Genomic DNA, 15,524 nt, shown 5'->3' on the forward strand with positions numbered 1-15,524 from the left:
ACTATCAGGTGCTTTAATTGCACTTTTTCTGTTTCATAAAATGTCTACTAAGTCATTAAAATTCTGAATAATAAAGTCAGGCTTTATGGGATTGTTCCATTTTCGGTTATCTCTATTTATCCAGCAGCTTGTGATTCCAGCCCTGTGAGCACCTAAAACATCCGCAGAACTATCACCAATGTGTATGATTTCCTTTGGCTCTGTATCCAGTTGGCCTAATACGGTATGAAAAAATTTACCACTTTTATTACCTTTATAACTTTTAAGGTCGTCTGAGATGAATGCCTTATCATATGTTATCTTGCAAATCAAATCATCTACCATCAAGTGATTGGAATCGCTGGAAAGGATAATCTGATATTTTGGGCGGAGTTTTTTCATGCAGTCCAAGACGTCATGAAAAAAGGGTGCCTTGGCATGCTGGCACATCAAATTATATGCCACGTCCTGCGCTGTAGTTTTAAAGTTCAATTTTTCCATGGCCTTTTGAGCACATTCCTGATACACTTCAGTCATTGTTTTAAACTGCTCCGATTGCACCGCCTTCTCATAAACGTTGGGCAAGGTGCTTAAAATTGCTTTTGCACCCTGCCTGGCTTTTTCATCGGTATAACTGTCTTTCAAAATGCCGCGCCAGATTTCTGGGATACGTTCGTTGACATCCACCAGCGTCTGAAAGATATCAAAACTAATTATTCTATAGTTCATAATGGCTCCTAAAATCGTTATTTCTTAAAATAGTTAAAACTGAACGTATAACAAAACACCATTGGAATTTACATTCCGATGGTGTTTTGTCTACGATCTCAGAGTTTTTTTAAACTACATATCAAATTTTTTATGAATATGGACCATTGCTTCTTTGCCACGTTCCTTGTCAATCAGACAGGATATCTTGATTTCTGAGGTGCTGATAGTTTGAATATTGATGCCCAGTTCAAACAGCGCTTCAAAGAACTTGGAGGCAATTTCGGCATTGGCCACGATCCCGGTACCAATCACCGAAAGCTTGGCAACGCCCTGATCGTACTCGACCTTTTGGGCGTTGACCTCAAAGGCGAATTTCTGAGCCACGGAAACGGCTTCCTGCAGTTCATCCACATCAATAGTGAAAGAAATATCATTAACGGCAGTTCGATTAACATTCTGGACAATCATATCCACATGAATGTTGGCTTTTGCCAGAGCACTGAACAAACGAAAAGCAATTCCCGGTTGATCCGGCACTTCAAAGATTGATATTTTTGCGATATTTTCATCAAGAGATACCCCTCGAACTAATACTTTTTCCATAATAACATCCTCCTTAATAATGGTTCCTTCATTGTAATTATAGCTTGATCGTACCACTAGTGGCACCTTGAATTTTTCGGCCATTTCCACCGAGCGGGGGTGCAATACCTTAGCCCCGGTGCTGGCCATTTCCAAAACCTCTTCATAGGAGATTTCATCAATTTTTGAAGCCGCCTCAACAATCCGGGGATCGGCAGTGTACACCCCATCAACATCGGTATAGATTTCACACAACTCAGCCTTTAATGCGGCCGCTACCGCCACTGCCGACGTATCGGAGCCCCCTCGGCCGAGGGTGGTAATATCCTTATTCTCATTGATTCCCTGAAAGCCGGCCACAATCACAATCTTATCATCTGCCAGTTCCTTTTCAATGCGGTGGGTGTGAATATCATTGATCCGAGCCCGCTTATGAACATTGGATGTAACAATCCCGCACTGGGCGCCAGTTAAACTGACCACATCATGACCAAAAGCCTGAATGGCCATAGCCAACAAAGAAATCGACACCTGTTCGCCGGTTGCCAGCAGCATATCCATTTCTCGATGAGGTGGATGTTCATTGATCTTTTGAGCCAGATCAATGAGATCATCGGTGGTATCACCCATGGCTGAAACTACCACCACCACTTTCTTGCCTTTTTCCTTGGTCTCAATAATCCGACTTGCAACCCGCTTGATTCTTTCCACATTGGCAACACTGGAGCCGCCATATTTCTGTACAATTAAATCTTGCATTTATCTTCGTCACTCTTTTCTTAGTCATAGATCCGGGCATAAAATAATTCAGGCACCGTTTCCTTTAATTTTTCGGTCATTTTATTAAAAACATTGGCCGCAATGGCACTTGTTACCACATAAACCTGATTCTTATTCACGATAACCGTTTTTCGGGCAGCTACCGTTTCGACGGCTGTCAGCACCTGATCCAGCATTTCTTTGTCGTTCAGATTAGCTCTTAGATAATATTTACCTGAGAAAACGTCAGTTCCCATTTTATTAAGCTGACGGTTAAGCCGCAGCGGTTTTGGCAAATTCTGTTCCCCGACGATATTAAGGATATAGAGCACATCCCCGACCACGGCATTGGCAGTGGCGTCTTTTCCGGCACCTTTCCCATAAAATTGCAATTCGCCGATGATATCCCCGGTGATGGAGATAATATTAAACTCACTGTTGACGTTACTCATAATCGATGCTTCTCTAAACAACACCGGTTCCACCGTGGTATAGACATTTTTCTCTTCAAGCATCGAATGCCCCAGATATTTGACCACATAACCCATCGAACTGATCATCTCAATATCGGCAGCCCGAATTTCGGTAATTCCCCGTTTATAGACATCTTCATCCCGAATAATGCTTTCATACGCCATCGAAGAGAGGATGGCAAGCTTACGGGATACATCGTAACCTTCAACGTCTGCGGTGGGATCGGCTTCAGCAAAACCGATGGACTGAGCCAAAGCCAACGTCTCACCAAAATCAGCCCCTTCTTCGGTCATTTTCGATAGGATGAAGTTCGTGGTTCCATTAAGGATTCCTTTGATTTCAGTCACCCGATTGATTTTCATTTCTTCTTTTAAACTGCCGATGATCGGAATTCCACCGCCTACTGAAGCCTCATAACGCAGCACCACGCCATTTTCCTCGGCTAGCGTCTGCAATTCGGCAAAGTACTCAGAGATAACCGCCTTATTGGCAGTTACCACATGTTTTCCTGCCCGAAGACATTCTTTGATCATTTCGTATTCAAATTCCATGCCCCCCATCAGGGCAATCACCAGACCGATACTGTCATCTTCCAGAATCTCACTGGGGTGGGTCACAATTTTTCCCACCGAATCGCCCAGATCTTTGGACGCATCCCGCTCCAGTACCTTGGTAATGACCGGGCTTGACTTTCTCGACTCCACATCGGTAAAATTACCAGCAAACTTCCCTTTATTTAAATTGATGAGTTCATAGACCCCAGAACCAATGGTTCCACAGCCCAAAAGTGCGATATTCAATAAAATTCACCTCGTATATGTATTTATTCTAAAAACACTTGTTTTTTCAGTGAAAACATTCTATCATATAGCTAGGGGTTATTCAATCCCCCTCCGAGAAGATTTTTTGAATATTTTTGAAGATTTTTCCCGGCACACCATAAATTTTTGGAGGAATCACATGAAAAAAGGCTACCACAGCACGCGATCCAAAGACATCAATGTTACTGCATCCCAGGGCATCCTGCAAGGATTGGCTCCGGATGGCGGACTCTTTGTCCCCAACTTTATCGATAAGATTAATTTAGACCCAAGCAAATTCATGGGAAAAAACTACGGCGAGATGGCACATCAGATCTTTTGCGCTTTCCTCGATGATTTCAGCGAAAAACAAATTTCTGATTCCATTCAGGGCGCTTATTACTCCGGTAAGTTTGAAGAAAAAGAACCGGTTGCACTAAAAAAAGTCAAAGACCGCTATTTTCTGGAACTCTTTCACGGCCCCACCTGTGCCTTTAAAGATATGGCTCTCACTATTTTACCATATCTGATGGTAGAGTCTATGAAAAATGTCAATAATCAGAAGAAAATTATGATCTTAACCGCCACCTCCGGGGATACCGGGAAGGCCGCTTTGGAAGGTTTTGCCGATGTTCCCAATATTAGCATTATCGTGTTTTACCCTAAGGATGGGGTCAGCACCGTTCAGGAAAAACAGATGCTCACTCAAATTGGTGAAAACACCTGTGTGGTGGGAATCGACGGCAATTTTGACGACACCCAGAATGGCGTTAAAATGATCCTCAACGATCCCCAATTAGCGGCCGAACTGGCTAAAGCCAATGTGATCTTTTCCTCGGCTAATTCCATTAATATCGGTCGGCTGCTGCCTCAGGTTGTTTATTATTTTTATAGTTACTATGAGCTGTTGCGTCGGGGCGAAATTCAACCCGATGAAAAAATAAATTTTGTGGTCCCGACTGGGAATTTCGGCAATATCTTAGCTGGCTACTACGCTTCGCTGCTGGGCTTACCGATTAATAAGCTGATCTGCGCATCCAATGCCAATAAAGTTTTAACCGACTTTTTTAGGACGGGTAACTATAATCGCAACCGGGATTTTTATAAGACTTCATCCCCATCTATGGATATCCTGATTTCCAGCAATCTGGAACGGCTACTTTACGATGTCTCCGGCGCCGATCCGGATGCGGTTAGTGATCTGATGGCGCAGCTAAAAAACCAGGGCACTTATCAAGCCTCTAAAGCTCTGATGGAAAAAACCAGCCTCTTCTATGCCGGTGCTGCCGACGAAGGTGAAACTGCTCAAGCCATCAAAGCAATTTTTGATGAAACCCATTATTTGATGGACCCACACACTGCCGTCGCCAATAAGGTTTATGAAGACTATCTTAGTGAAACCAAGGATACCACCAAAACCGTGATCGTCTCAACTGCCAGCCCTTACAAGTTTGGGCGTTCCGTTTATGAAAGCATTTTTGGTGACTGTACGTGCAATGATTATGAACTTTTAACGGTTCTGGCTGAAAAAACCGGTACCACTATTCCCCAGCCATTAAAGGATCTCGACAAAAAAGCCAATCAGCATCAGGGACAATGTGATAAAGCCGAAATGCCTCAGGCCGTTCTTGATTTTTTAAACAATCAGGTACACAATCAGGTGGAACAAAATGATTAAGGTTCGGGTTCCGGGAACCAGTGCCAACATCGGCCCGGGGTTTGACGCCTTTGGTCTGGCACTGTCAATTTACAATACCTTCAGTTTTGAAGAAAAAAATGACGGCAAGCTGACAATCCGGGGCGTTGAACGGAAGTATCAAAGCGATACCAATCTGGTTTATCGTTCGATGCAAAAGGTGTTTAAAAAAGTGGGTTACCATCCCAAGGGACTTTATATCCACACCGATGTGGATATCCCCATCAGCCGGGGACTGGGCAGTTCCGCCACCTGTATTGTTGGCGGACTTTTTGGTGCCAACACCCTGATTGGATCACCCTTATCGACCGAAGAACTTTTTGATATCGCGGTGGAGCTGGAAGGACACCCGGATAACGTCGCTCCAGCCATCTTCGGGGGGCTGGTCGTTTCCATGAACGATCGCGGCAAAAACATCTACATCAAGAGCGCGGTTCACCCCTGTTATGAATTCTACGCGCTGGTACCGGACTTTCCCCTATCCACGGCCGATGCCCGTCAGGTTTTACCTAAAAAAATCAGTTTTGGCGATGCCACCCATAATCTGCCCCGGGCAACGATGACCTATCTGGCTCTGGCCAACGGTTGCCCGGATATTTTAAAGCTGTGTATGAAGGATCGCCTGCACCAGCCCTATCGTAAAAAACTGATTGTCCACTACGATGTGATGACCAAAAAAGCCCGGGAAATGGGGTGTCTCAACACCTGTATCAGCGGTGCCGGCCCGACCATTCTGGTCATTAATTCAGTCAGCAACCAGGATTTTGAGCGCGAGATGCTTGCCTATTTAGCACAAAAAGCACCGGGATGGCGAATCATTCCGCTATCTCCCGATCATACCGGTGTCCAGGTTTTAGGAGGTTAGACCAATGATTAAAGATTATCTGATTGTTAATAAAAAAATACTGCCCGATTATTATTCCAAGGTGGTAGAAGCCCGCATTTTAATGGAATCTGCCCAGTGTAAATCGGTCAGTGATGCGGTAAAAAAGGTGGGCATCAGCCGTAGCACCTACTATAAATATAAGGACTACATTTTTACCCCTTCGGAAAATTATGGTCGTAAGTTTACACTTTCTTTTAAGCTTGACGATACACCCGGAATTCTTTCCAATATTTTGACGATTCTCCGGGATCACCAGACCAGCATTATCACCATTCATCAGGATATCCCAATTAACCAGGCTGCCGTTGTGATTGTGACCCTGGACGGAAAGGATCTAATCTTAACCATTGATGAGTTGATGGCGATGTTAGAAGCCCTGGACGGCGTACACGGCGTTCAGCTAATTGCGATGGAATGAGGCTTTAGTTGTCGGTACTGGGTTATCTTTCTTGACAGTTTGAAGCCCCATTCTAAAATCAGAATGGGGCTTTTTGATAACTTTGAATTTTATTTACACGTTAATAAAGCTCGATCGTATTTGACAAACTATCCTCACTGGAGAACCAGTAGTAAGAGCCCAAAACCTCGTCCATCAGGTCTTCGGCGACGCTGATGGTATTGGCGTCGATAATGGCATAATGAAAATATTTTTCTCCTGAATTCAGCGCTACTTCCAAATCTCTCACAAAGCGCTTCACCTCGCTTTGTTTGCTTAAATCATAGCGCTTGTTTTCTTTGACAAAGTAATTGGCTGCCGTGGCGGTAAATTCCGGATAGGCAATCAATCGCTGATCGGGACGATGTGATTTAAGAAGTTCTGCCGTAGTAACACAGAAATAATCGTAGAAGATACTCTTTTCTGGCTCTAAATTATCTTCAACATTAAATTCCCCCCAGGTGGCATCCAGATAATAATACTCCCCGTCAACCCGGACAATATTCCAGGCATGAGCACCCTGGCCGATGGCCTCTCCCGCCACATAAGAACACTCAATTCCGGTGCGTTTCAATAGATATTGAATAGCTTTGGAATACCCGGCACAGACCGAGCCTTTTTTTCCGAAAACACTGTAAATGTTCTGATCATCCTCGCGATCTTCCTGATAGACGGTGTTTTTTATCACATATTCGTAGGCATATTTCACTTTTTCATACTCACTCATACCACTACTCATACCACTACTGTATTCCTGAAAAGCCGCTTCTATCTCAGCCTGTCGCCGATCCTTTTCGGTTTCGTCGTAGGGATACTCAATGATGACTTTACTGACTTTTTGATCATATTCGTCATAGTAGTAGGAAAATTCTCCAACCCAGAATATTTCCGGGTAATCATAATCAATTGCAGAAAGTACTCGCTCAATTTCTTCAGTGTTGACGCCACTCACCTTAACCTCAGTCTCAAAATCGGTAAGCATCCGAACAACCCGAGTATAAGCCTGTCGTTCATTTTCCTCAAGGAAAGCATACCCATCAAAGGCCTGCTGCCGACTTTCAGCGATTTCTTCATTTTGCTGGGCTTCGGATTCATCGAAAAATGATTGGATGTTCATACTCCCAACCAGCTCTTCCAGTGCTAGATATGCCCCAGCCCCCAACAGCAGAAGTATGAGCATGATAATTACAACGACCGCGACTACTTTTCTTCCCCTATGATTGCTCACGCCTTTGCCCCCTTTATGTGATCTTATGTTATTTATTACCCTTTATTTTAAACATTTGTATTTAATATCCAGAAATCAAATGCGAAACAGTAAATAATTTTACCATAAATTCTTGTGGACACCCTAAACTTTTATGACATATACTTAAGTAATGATTAAAGAAACCCTAAGGAGGTCCACATGCCTGAGTATCACGCGATTACCTGTACGACTGCCCTACACGAATTGAAACGAAAAATTCCCTATGGCTGGGATTTAAATATTTATAAAGGTTGTCGCCATGGCTGCCGTTACTGCTATGCCATGGGAACCCATGGTTTTAGCGGCTATCATGATTTCTCAAGCAATATTTCGGTCAAAACAAATATCATTGAAGTACTCGAAAAACAACTCTCCTCACCAAACTGGAAGCGGGAAATTGTCAATATTGGCGGTGTCACAGACAGCTATCAACCGGCGGAAGCCCAGTACCAGCTGATGCCAGAAATATTAAGGTTACTGATCAAATACAAAACACCGGCAATTATTTCCACCAAATCGGATCTGGTGCTCCGGGATTATGACCTGATTGACGCATTATCCCGGATAACCTATATCAATGTGGCCGCCACAGTGACCACTCTTGACGAATCCATTCGAAAAAAAATCGAGCCCGGCGCCGTGTCTGGCCAGGCCCGCTTTGAGATGCTTAAAGCTTTTAGAAAAACCAATGCCTCCGTCGGTCACCATCTGATGCCGATTATTCCGACCCTGACTGATGATTCCGAAACCCTGACGGCCTTGTTTGCTGCCGGAAAGGAGGCCGGTATCGATTATGTGCTGCCCGGCGCCCTTTATTTGCGCGGTGCTACTAAACCGGCATTTTTTGATTTTATTAAAACCACCTATCCGGAAAAGTATGACACCCTTTGGCGCCTGTACAAAAAAGGCGGCGCTCCCAAAGAATACAAGGACGAGCTCTACGGTAGGCTCAATCCCCTGCGCCAGGGCTTTGGCCTGTCCAACAGCTATAGCAAGCCGATTAAAGAAAAGCTGAAGGTCTATCCCCCGGCAGAAGAACAGGTTTCGTTTTTAAATCCTTGACTAAGTCCTGCATTAGATACTAATAAAACGTTTTGGGATTGAATTCTTTTTAAAAAAATGTTAGACTATAATAAAAATACGAAAAGGAGTTAAGAGGATGCGTAATTTATCTTGCTAAGAAACAATTGGAAAGTGCTTTCAATCCAGAGGATAAACCTCTTGTTTTGGTGCGCTTAAGCAAGAAAATTACGAAAAAAGCACTGCCTCTTTAGCACCATCAACTCCTTTAGTAAGGATTTTTTGTGTTGTCCATCATTGAGCCGCAGGATAGTTTTCTTGCGGTTTTTTACTTGTCAAAGCCTCTATTATCGGGCTTGGCAGCGGAGGTACAATGATGTCACAAATTTCCATATCACACTTAAGCTTTAACTACGAAAACAGCTACGAAAATATTTTTGAAGATGTTTCTTTTACTATTGACACGAACTGGAAGCTGGGTTTTATCGGCCGAAATGGCCGGGGTAAAACAACCTTTTTAAAACTTCTGATGGGTCTTTATGACTACACCGGTGTGATCACCAAAACGGTCGATTTTGAGTATTTTCCCTTTGAAATCCAGAACCCTTCCTTGCTTACCAGCACGATTGTCGATGCCATTTATGATGACTATGAAATCTGGGAACTGCAGCGAGAACTATCGCTGCTTAGTCTGGAGCCTGAATTGCTTAATCGACCCTTTCAAACCCTGAGCCGGGGTGAACAAACCAAGGTATTACTGGCGGCCTTATTTTTAAAACCTCATCAATTTCTCTTAATTGATGAACCTACCAATCATCTGGATCTGGACGGCCGTCAAATCGTCAGTGCATATTTGAATAAAAAGCAGGGTTTTATTCTGGTTTCCCACGACCGCGCCTTTCTGGATAACTGTGTGGATCATGTCTTGTCAATTAATAAAATGAACATCGACATCCAGAAAGGCAACTATTCCACCTGGCTCTTTAACAAACAGCGTCAGGATCAGTTTGAATTCAATCAGGATAAGAAACTCAAACAGGAAATTGGTCAATTAAAAACGGCCGCCAAGCAAACCGAAAACTGGTCAAATGCCGTTGAAAAATCCAAAAACGGCCAACGCGTTTCAGGACTTCGTCCCGACCGTGGCCACATCGGCCATCAGTCGGCTAAAATGATGAAACGATCCAAGTCGCTTAAAAAACGCCAGCATAAAAGTATTGAGTCAAAAGAAAAACTGCTTAAGAACATTGACTGGGCCGATACGCTCCAGATCCGACCCCGTGCTTATCAAAAAGACCGACTGATTTCAGCCAAAAACCTGTCCCTTTGCTATGGTGATCGGCCAATTTTAAAAGACTTAAGCTTCGAGATCAATCAGGGTGACCGCATTGCCATTATCGGTCCGAACGGCTCGGGGAAATCCAGTCTGCTTAAACTACTGCTGGGTGAACTCATCCCTTTTTCCGGCAATCTAAACCTGGGCAGCCAGCTGCAGCTTTCACATATTCCTCAGGACACTCACTTTCTGACCGGGGATCTCCGTCATTATTCCCGTTGTGAAGAGATTGATGAGAGCCTGTTTAAGACCATCCTGCGAAAGCTGGGATTCAACCGGGAACAATTCGAAAAAGATATGAAAAGCTTCAGCGAAGGTCAAAAAAAGAAGGTCTGTTTAGCCCGCAGCCTTTGTCAATCGGCCCACTTGTATTTGTGGGACGAACCACTAAATTATATTGATGTGCTTTCCCGGGTACAGATTGAAGAACTTTTGCTTAAGACCCCGCCAACCATGATTTTTGTGGAGCATGACCAGTCCTTTATTGACCATTTGGCGACAAAAATTATTGAGCTATAAATTATTAAACGATACGATCTATGTTTGATTAAAGAATTTTGCAAATTGATACTTGTAATTGTGCCGTGTGCGGGCGATTAATAATCGCCCCTACATTAATTTTAATTCAACTTATATATAATCGATTAACCAAAGGAGTAACAACATGCATCTACGACCCAAACCCTGGGCCCGCCCGGAACTGGAGGCCTGCGGATTTTTTCAGGCTGCCCCCCCGGATCATCGGGGGCAATGGCAACACTTATTTAAAAAAAAGCAACCCCTTCATATTGAATTGGGCTGCGGAAAAGGTACCTTTATTGCTGCGTTAGGCAGCCGCCATCCGGAGATTAACTATCTTGCCATTGATCTGATTGACGCGGTGCTGGGTTTGGCTAAACGCAATATTGTAGCTGCTTATTTAAACACCAATGCGTCTGTTGATAACGTGCAAATCATGTCCTGGGACATTGAACGTATTGACACCGTCCTCTCCCCAGAGGATGGTGTCGAGCGGATTTACATTAATTTCTGTAATCCCTGGCCGCGCCGCCGCTACCAGAAAAAACGTCTGACGCATAGCAAACAGCTGGAAAAGTATAAGAAACTCTTATCCAAAAACGGGGAAATCCATTTTAAAACCGACAATGATGAACTATTTAATGATTCCATCAAATACTTTGAAGCAGCCGGTTTTACCATCACGACCCTGATCCCCGATCTTCACACCGCCGACTACCCGGACAATATAAAAACCGAGCACGAAAAAATGTTTGCCGAGCAGGGGATTAAGATTAAATTTCTGATTGCCAGTCGGTAACACAAATGACCGGTAACACAATAATTTGCGTAACCGGTCATTTGACTAAATTTTGAAAGGATCAATTTTCAGAAGTTAAACTCCTCGGCCCAATTAAAAGCCCCCGATGTTTCAACACTTTTGGGCCAGTGATCGCACCAGCTCGGTACCTGCGGGTTTTCGACCCGATCCAGACTGGGGGTGTAGGGTTTGATGTCCAGCACCGGTGTTCCATCATTGGCATCAATATAGGCAATCTTGATGATCCCAGTTTGATTGTCAAGATCCAATACCGAAACCGCGGTTAATGCCAGCGGATTGGGCCGGAGCGGAGAGCGGGTGGCAAAGACTCCCATCACCTCCGGAGCCTGTTTATAGGGCTGGGGTGATGAAAGCATCCCGCGGGCTTCTTGATTGTCAAATTCGCTAAACCACCATAATACATTGATGTGGGAAAATCCGTCCAATCCTGCCAATCCTTGACGATATCTTTCGTCCAGTTCGATAAACATCTCTGTTCCTTCAACATGAATTGTTCCAATCGGTTTTAAATGATCGTTTTCCATGCGCTTACCTCCATAATTCTATTGTTAATTAAGTAATTGCGAACATCCCATGAGCTTCGTAACTACCTATTTATTATTCTAGACCCTACCACGGTGTGAGAGTCAATAGGTCTTATGCTTTAATTTAAAAACAAACATTCGGCCAAGCGATAATGATTATTTTGATCGCGTGTTTAATTAGAATCTCACGAATCTATTTCCGACCAACCGGTTCCATTGACATCATCAACCGCTTCCTTTATAATTTAATTAATCTATATTTTAAAAAGTCAGATTGTATTCATTTTTTCTAGGAGGCACTCTTATGACTACGAATAATATATTCGCTATCTCTTGTTTTGTTCTGGCAATCATTTTTGTATTATTGGCATTTATTTTTGCGCTTTTAAAAGAAAAGGCGGCGATTTTAATTAGTGGCTTCAACACCTTACCCAAAGAACTGCGACACTCCTATGACACCCAACGAATGAGCAAAGATATGCGGAATCAATTCGCCTTATGGGCGCTCATTTTATTCGCAGGTGCTTTACTCTCACATTTCATCAGTTTCTATTTTGCTCTCGCTTCTTTAGCCCTTTGGCTGTTTCTATTTTTTAAAGACGTTCATTTTGATGTCGATAAAGCATTTAATCGTTATCTGAAATAACCTTTTGTTCACGGTCCCCTTTTATCGACCACTTATATTTTCCCCAGTTCAATGCGGGTAAAAATAAGCGCCAGCTTTTAGGCCTTATCATAAATCATTTTTATCTTTAAAAAATTATGTTAAGATATCCGTAAGTAAATAAAAACCACTGATTACAAAGACTTTTATCTCTTTCATAATCAGCGGTTTTTATTTAATCTTATATCCTAATTGATTTAAATAAGTGCTTCTGCCTTTGTTGCCGTAAATATAAATTTTCCATCAGAAACTCTTGCGCTGCCGGTAAAACGGCAACCTTTGGCACCACCCTCAACTTTTTGAGCGGCCAACAGCATCGCGCAATCATTTTTCTTAAGATTTTCCGAAGTCACCTTCATTGCATAGACTCCGACCGAAACATGGTCACCTTCAACTTCACCGCTACCAACAATAATGGGGTGTGGGCTGCCATCGGGACACATTGTCACAATTGTCAGAAACGCCGAGTTTTCGATAACACTTTTCATTTCTTCATTAATAACCATTTTAAATTCCTCCAAAGTTTAGTATAGCAATTGACTCCGCAATTACTACCTGATACAATTATAGTACTCCAACTAAAGCTTGTAAACTACGCAAAAAAATATGATCACATACGAAAATAGAAAGGAGCTAAGAAAAAAATGACTACCTCTGAAAATAAAACTTCCTTATGTTCCGGAAACATCTGCCCGTGCCAAGAAAAATGTCCCCTTTCAGCTGCCCTTGAAATCATTGGTGGCAAATGGAAGATTCCCATCCTCTGTGCATTATATAACGATGGGCCCACCCGTTATAATGCGTTACGAAAAAAAATTAAGGGCATAACCAACACCATGCTCGCTTCCTCATTGAAGGAACTCGAAGCGGATGGTCTGATCCTCCGCACGCAATATAACGAAATGCCCTTAAGAGTCGAGTATGAATTAACCAGAAACACGAATCGTCTTATTCCGATTCTGGGCAGCCTTTCTGTATGGGGCAAGGAAATAAAAACTGATTTATAAACAAAAAACTGCCCCCATGTTTTAATTTACTTTTTCCAGTTCAATCTGAATTTCGGTCAGATAGTGAGCCGGATTTTCTTCATTCCAGGGGCCCCGATGACAGATTTGCCGGTTTTTTCCCTTCATTCTATAACCGGCATGTCCAGTCAGCCAATAAGCCAGCGAGCGAAAAGCCCCGGAGATATTTTCATAGGGGCCATAAACCATCGTGCAGGCCATCATCGCCACCGCTTCTGTATTTCGAAAGCACAGCGGTTCGTCCACAGCCACAGCTTTTGTAACCACCATACAGACCTCCACATCCACATCGGCTTCCTTAAACTCATTGTCATGGTAAACAGCAAAGCACTGCTCAGTTACTGGTAGCTCAATTTTTCTTTCGTTTGTTAATTCGGCTAGTTCTTTCCAAAGTAATCCCTCACAAAAATAATTTGCGATCACCCGTCGCAGTGAAATAACCGGGTATGAAGGAATCTGCTTAATGATAAAGTTATAATGAATACCGATTTCATCTTTCTTAATGCTGTCCAACGCCGTTTTTATTCTGCTTAGCTTTTCCTGTTCTTGTTCCAGTAATTGCTGTACTTCGATTTGTTTGCTTTTTAATTGATCCGCCATAAAATCACCGCTCCAATTTTTTAGCGCCGCCCCAATCTCTGCAACGGTATAGCCAACATCGCGCAAGAAGATAATTTTTTGCAGCCGCGGAATTTGCTCCACCGAATACAGACGATAGCCCGTAAAAGGGTCCGTCTGAGCCGGTTTCAGCAAGTTATTTTCATCATAATAGCGGAGCATCCGAATCGATACCTGGGTCAATTTTGAAAACTCACCGATTTTAAACATCACGACCTCTTTTCATCTGTCTCTCCCTTTATTTCCGACTAGATAAATACCATTTGGATCAGTACCATATAAACCAGAGTTCCGCCACCAATGCTCAGCAGGTTATTGCGCTTCCAGACGTGAAGCAATGCCACAATTCCCACTGCAAGATACTCGGGAAATCCATGCGGCGGCACCATTAAGCTGACCCCCTTTAAACAATAAACCACCAGAATGGCAATAACCGCTGGCGGTAGCAGATCACCCAGGGTTTTAACCAGAGCCGGTACTTCCTTTCCGCCACCGAAAAGGGCAAAAGGCAGAAAGCGGGTCATAAAGGTACAGACGGCCACCACCAACACGACCAGTAAGGGTGTTGTTATTTCCGGACTCATTGAACCACCTCCTTGTTCTCCCCTTGTTTTATACTATTTCTAAAAACGAGCAGCAAACATACGGCGGCAATCAACGCCGGTAGAATAAATGCATTGGCACCAAATACAAAAAGCGAGACGATCCCACAAAACATCCCGACCAGAGCAGGCAAATGCGATTGATAGCTATACCACTGCTCAATAAAGATAACCACAAACAGGGCTGTCATCGCAAAATCGATGCCGGTGGTATCAAAACCGATGAAACTGCCAATGATCGCACCAAGAGTGCAGCCGACAATCCAGTAGCTTTGATCCAGGGCCGCTACGGTAAAAAACACCTGCTTCTGATTGAGTTCTTTGGGTATATTCATACCGCACAGTAGCGAATAGGTTTCGTCAGTTAGTGAAAAAATCATATACCAGCCATATCTTCCCATCGCCTTAAATTTTTCAATGAAGGATAACCCATAAAAGATATGACGACTCTGTACCGACAGGGTCAGGACAATCAATGACAGTAGCCCCATGCCGCCACTCAGTAGTCCAATCAAAACAAATTGCATCGAACCGGCATAAATAATCAGACTGATGAAAAATGCCCAGATAAAATTGTAGCCCGCTTTTTCCAGCAGAATGCCAAAGGCCATCCCCATGAAAAGATAACCAAAAAGAACGGGCAGGGTTTGAATAAACGCATATTTTAAAGTCTCTCTAAATGCTTCTTTTTTCTTGGTCATACTCAATTTTCTGCTCCTTATACTTAATTTTCCTTAAGTTACCAAAATATTATAGCATAAATCTTTATGTTAATGCATTTCAAAATTCTTTTGCCTTGCATAATTCCAATCTTCGTTTATAAT

General features: G+C 43.1%; 17 protein-coding genes. 8 read left to right on the forward strand and 9 right to left on the reverse strand.

What is annotated here, in order from left to right:
• Positions 1-33 precede the first annotated feature (33 nt).
• The 3 genes from DOZ58_RS10820 to DOZ58_RS10830 form a co-directional block, all read right to left on the reverse strand.
• Complete coding sequence (locus DOZ58_RS10820; RefSeq protein ID WP_111888289.1) at positions 34-708, reverse strand: HAD family hydrolase; 675 nt, start codon at positions 706-708, stop codon at positions 34-36.
• A gap of 114 nt (positions 709-822) precedes the next feature.
• Positions 823-2,031: an aspartate kinase gene (locus DOZ58_RS10825; RefSeq protein ID WP_111888290.1), complete on the reverse strand. Its 1,209-nt coding sequence runs from the start codon at positions 2,029-2,031 to the stop codon at positions 823-825.
• A gap of 20 nt (positions 2,032-2,051) precedes the next feature.
• Positions 2,052-3,305: a homoserine dehydrogenase gene (locus DOZ58_RS10830; RefSeq protein ID WP_111888291.1), complete on the reverse strand. Its 1,254-nt coding sequence runs from the start codon at positions 3,303-3,305 to the stop codon at positions 2,052-2,054.
• A 160-nt stretch (positions 3,306-3,465) separates the two neighbouring features.
• Between DOZ58_RS10830 and thrC the strand changes: the two genes are divergently transcribed.
• From thrC to DOZ58_RS10845, 3 genes are read left to right on the forward strand one after another with little or no spacing between them, the layout of a single operon-like run.
• Positions 3,466-4,983: a threonine synthase gene (gene thrC / locus DOZ58_RS10835; RefSeq protein WP_111888292.1), complete on the forward strand. Its 1,518-nt coding sequence runs from the start codon at positions 3,466-3,468 to the stop codon at positions 4,981-4,983.
• Entirely contained in the window at positions 4,976-5,866 is an 891-nt protein-coding gene (gene thrB, locus DOZ58_RS10840) for a homoserine kinase (protein WP_111888293.1), read from the forward strand. The genes thrC and thrB overlap by 8 nt, the downstream gene beginning before the upstream one ends.
• A gap of 4 nt (positions 5,867-5,870) precedes the next feature.
• Entirely contained in the window at positions 5,871-6,305 is a 435-nt protein-coding gene (locus DOZ58_RS10845) for an ACT domain-containing protein (protein ID WP_111888294.1), read from the forward strand.
• Positions 6,306-6,405: 100 nt separating this feature from the next.
• On the opposite strand, the gene DOZ58_RS10850 is transcribed toward DOZ58_RS10845, so the two are convergent.
• A complete protein-coding gene (locus DOZ58_RS10850; protein WP_111888295.1) occupies positions 6,406-7,551 on the reverse strand; it encodes a transglutaminase domain-containing protein in 1,146 nt (381 codons plus the stop codon).
• A gap of 180 nt (positions 7,552-7,731) precedes the next feature.
• On the opposite strand from DOZ58_RS10850, the gene DOZ58_RS10855 reads away from it, so the two are divergent.
• The 3 genes from DOZ58_RS10855 to trmB all read left to right on the forward strand — a co-directional run bounded on the left by DOZ58_RS10855 (position 7,732) and on the right by trmB (position 11,246).
• On the forward strand, positions 7,732-8,634 hold the full coding sequence (locus tag DOZ58_RS10855) for a radical SAM protein (protein ID WP_111888296.1): 903 nt from the start codon (positions 7,732-7,734) through the stop codon (positions 8,632-8,634).
• Positions 8,635-8,968: 334 nt separating this feature from the next.
• Positions 8,969-10,447, forward strand: coding sequence for a ribosomal protection-like ABC-F family protein (gene abc-f / locus DOZ58_RS10860; RefSeq protein WP_111888297.1), 1,479 nt, complete (start codon positions 8,969-8,971; stop codon positions 10,445-10,447).
• A 145-nt stretch (positions 10,448-10,592) separates the two neighbouring features.
• Positions 10,593-11,246 (forward strand): tRNA (guanosine(46)-N7)-methyltransferase TrmB, encoded by a 654-nt coding sequence (trmB, locus tag DOZ58_RS10865; RefSeq protein WP_111888298.1) that lies wholly within the window; start codon positions 10,593-10,595, stop codon positions 11,244-11,246.
• A gap of 68 nt (positions 11,247-11,314) precedes the next feature.
• On the opposite strand, the gene tsaA is transcribed toward trmB, so the two are convergent.
• Entirely contained in the window at positions 11,315-11,791 is a 477-nt protein-coding gene (gene tsaA / locus DOZ58_RS10870; protein WP_111888299.1) for a tRNA (N6-threonylcarbamoyladenosine(37)-N6)-methyltransferase TrmO, read from the reverse strand.
• Positions 11,792-12,095: 304 nt separating this feature from the next.
• Between tsaA and DOZ58_RS10875 the strand changes: the two genes are divergently transcribed.
• Positions 12,096-12,437 carry a DUF3784 domain-containing protein gene (locus tag DOZ58_RS10875; protein WP_111888300.1) on the forward strand — a complete coding sequence of 114 codons (342 nt, stop codon included), beginning with the start codon at positions 12,096-12,098 and terminating at the stop codon, positions 12,435-12,437.
• Between the two features lie 215 nt (positions 12,438-12,652).
• On the opposite strand, the gene DOZ58_RS10880 is transcribed toward DOZ58_RS10875, so the two are convergent.
• Positions 12,653-12,961, reverse strand: a complete 309-nt coding sequence (locus DOZ58_RS10880) for a pyridoxamine 5'-phosphate oxidase family protein (RefSeq protein WP_111888301.1) — start codon at positions 12,959-12,961, stop codon at positions 12,653-12,655.
• Between the two features lie 138 nt (positions 12,962-13,099).
• Between DOZ58_RS10880 and DOZ58_RS10885 the strand changes: the two genes are divergently transcribed.
• Positions 13,100-13,462, forward strand: a complete 363-nt coding sequence (locus DOZ58_RS10885; protein WP_111888302.1) for a helix-turn-helix domain-containing protein — start codon at positions 13,100-13,102, stop codon at positions 13,460-13,462.
• A 21-nt stretch (positions 13,463-13,483) separates the two neighbouring features.
• Here the strand turns inward: DOZ58_RS10885 and DOZ58_RS10890 are convergent, their stop codons facing one another.
• From DOZ58_RS10890 to DOZ58_RS10900, 3 genes are read right to left on the reverse strand one after another with little or no spacing between them, the layout of a single operon-like run.
• Positions 13,484-14,308, reverse strand: coding sequence for a MerR family transcriptional regulator (locus DOZ58_RS10890; RefSeq protein WP_111888303.1), 825 nt, complete (start codon positions 14,306-14,308; stop codon positions 13,484-13,486).
• A gap of 38 nt (positions 14,309-14,346) precedes the next feature.
• Positions 14,347-14,682 carry a branched-chain amino acid transporter permease gene (locus DOZ58_RS10895; protein WP_111888304.1) on the reverse strand — a complete coding sequence of 112 codons (336 nt, stop codon included), beginning with the start codon at positions 14,680-14,682 and terminating at the stop codon, positions 14,347-14,349.
• Positions 14,679-15,401 (reverse strand): AzlC family ABC transporter permease, encoded by a 723-nt coding sequence (locus tag DOZ58_RS10900; protein ID WP_111888305.1) that lies wholly within the window; start codon positions 15,399-15,401, stop codon positions 14,679-14,681. The genes DOZ58_RS10895 and DOZ58_RS10900 overlap by 4 nt, the downstream gene beginning before the upstream one ends.
• Positions 15,402-15,524 lie beyond the last annotated feature (123 nt).

Source organism: Acetobacterium sp. KB-1, assembly GCF_003260995.1.
Lineage (GTDB): Bacteria > Bacillota > Clostridia > Eubacteriales > Eubacteriaceae > Acetobacterium > Acetobacterium carbinolicum.

What these genes read in the sequence shown, in the direction of transcription:
- abc-f (WP_111888297.1), top strand. Translation starts at nt 8,969, where the DNA reads ATGTCACAAATTTCCATATCACACTTAAGCTTTAACTACGAAAACAGC.
- DOZ58_RS10820 (WP_111888289.1), bottom strand. Translation starts at nt 708, where the DNA reads ATGAACTATAGAATAATTAGTTTTGATATCTTTCAGACGCTGGTGGAT.
- DOZ58_RS10825 (WP_111888290.1), bottom strand. Translation starts at nt 2,031, where the DNA reads ATGCAAGATTTAATTGTACAGAAATATGGCGGCTCCAGTGTTGCCAAT.
- DOZ58_RS10890 (WP_111888303.1), bottom strand. Translation starts at nt 14,308, where the DNA reads ATGTTTAAAATCGGTGAGTTTTCAAAATTGACCCAGGTATCGATTCGG.
- DOZ58_RS10875 (WP_111888300.1), top strand. Translation starts at nt 12,096, where the DNA reads ATGACTACGAATAATATATTCGCTATCTCTTGTTTTGTTCTGGCAATC.
- DOZ58_RS10895 (WP_111888304.1), bottom strand. Translation starts at nt 14,682, where the DNA reads ATGAGTCCGGAAATAACAACACCCTTACTGGTCGTGTTGGTGGTGGCC.
- trmB (WP_111888298.1), top strand. Translation starts at nt 10,593, where the DNA reads ATGCATCTACGACCCAAACCCTGGGCCCGCCCGGAACTGGAGGCCTGC.
- DOZ58_RS10885 (WP_111888302.1), top strand. Translation starts at nt 13,100, where the DNA reads ATGACTACCTCTGAAAATAAAACTTCCTTATGTTCCGGAAACATCTGC.
- tsaA (WP_111888299.1), bottom strand. Translation starts at nt 11,791, where the DNA reads ATGGAAAACGATCATTTAAAACCGATTGGAACAATTCATGTTGAAGGA.
- thrB (WP_111888293.1), top strand. Translation starts at nt 4,976, where the DNA reads ATGATTAAGGTTCGGGTTCCGGGAACCAGTGCCAACATCGGCCCGGGG.
- DOZ58_RS10900 (WP_111888305.1), bottom strand. Translation starts at nt 15,401, where the DNA reads ATGACCAAGAAAAAAGAAGCATTTAGAGAGACTTTAAAATATGCGTTT.
- DOZ58_RS10880 (WP_111888301.1), bottom strand. Translation starts at nt 12,961, where the DNA reads ATGGTTATTAATGAAGAAATGAAAAGTGTTATCGAAAACTCGGCGTTT.
- DOZ58_RS10845 (WP_111888294.1), top strand. Translation starts at nt 5,871, where the DNA reads ATGATTAAAGATTATCTGATTGTTAATAAAAAAATACTGCCCGATTAT.
- DOZ58_RS10855 (WP_111888296.1), top strand. Translation starts at nt 7,732, where the DNA reads ATGCCTGAGTATCACGCGATTACCTGTACGACTGCCCTACACGAATTG.
- thrC (WP_111888292.1), top strand. Translation starts at nt 3,466, where the DNA reads ATGAAAAAAGGCTACCACAGCACGCGATCCAAAGACATCAATGTTACT.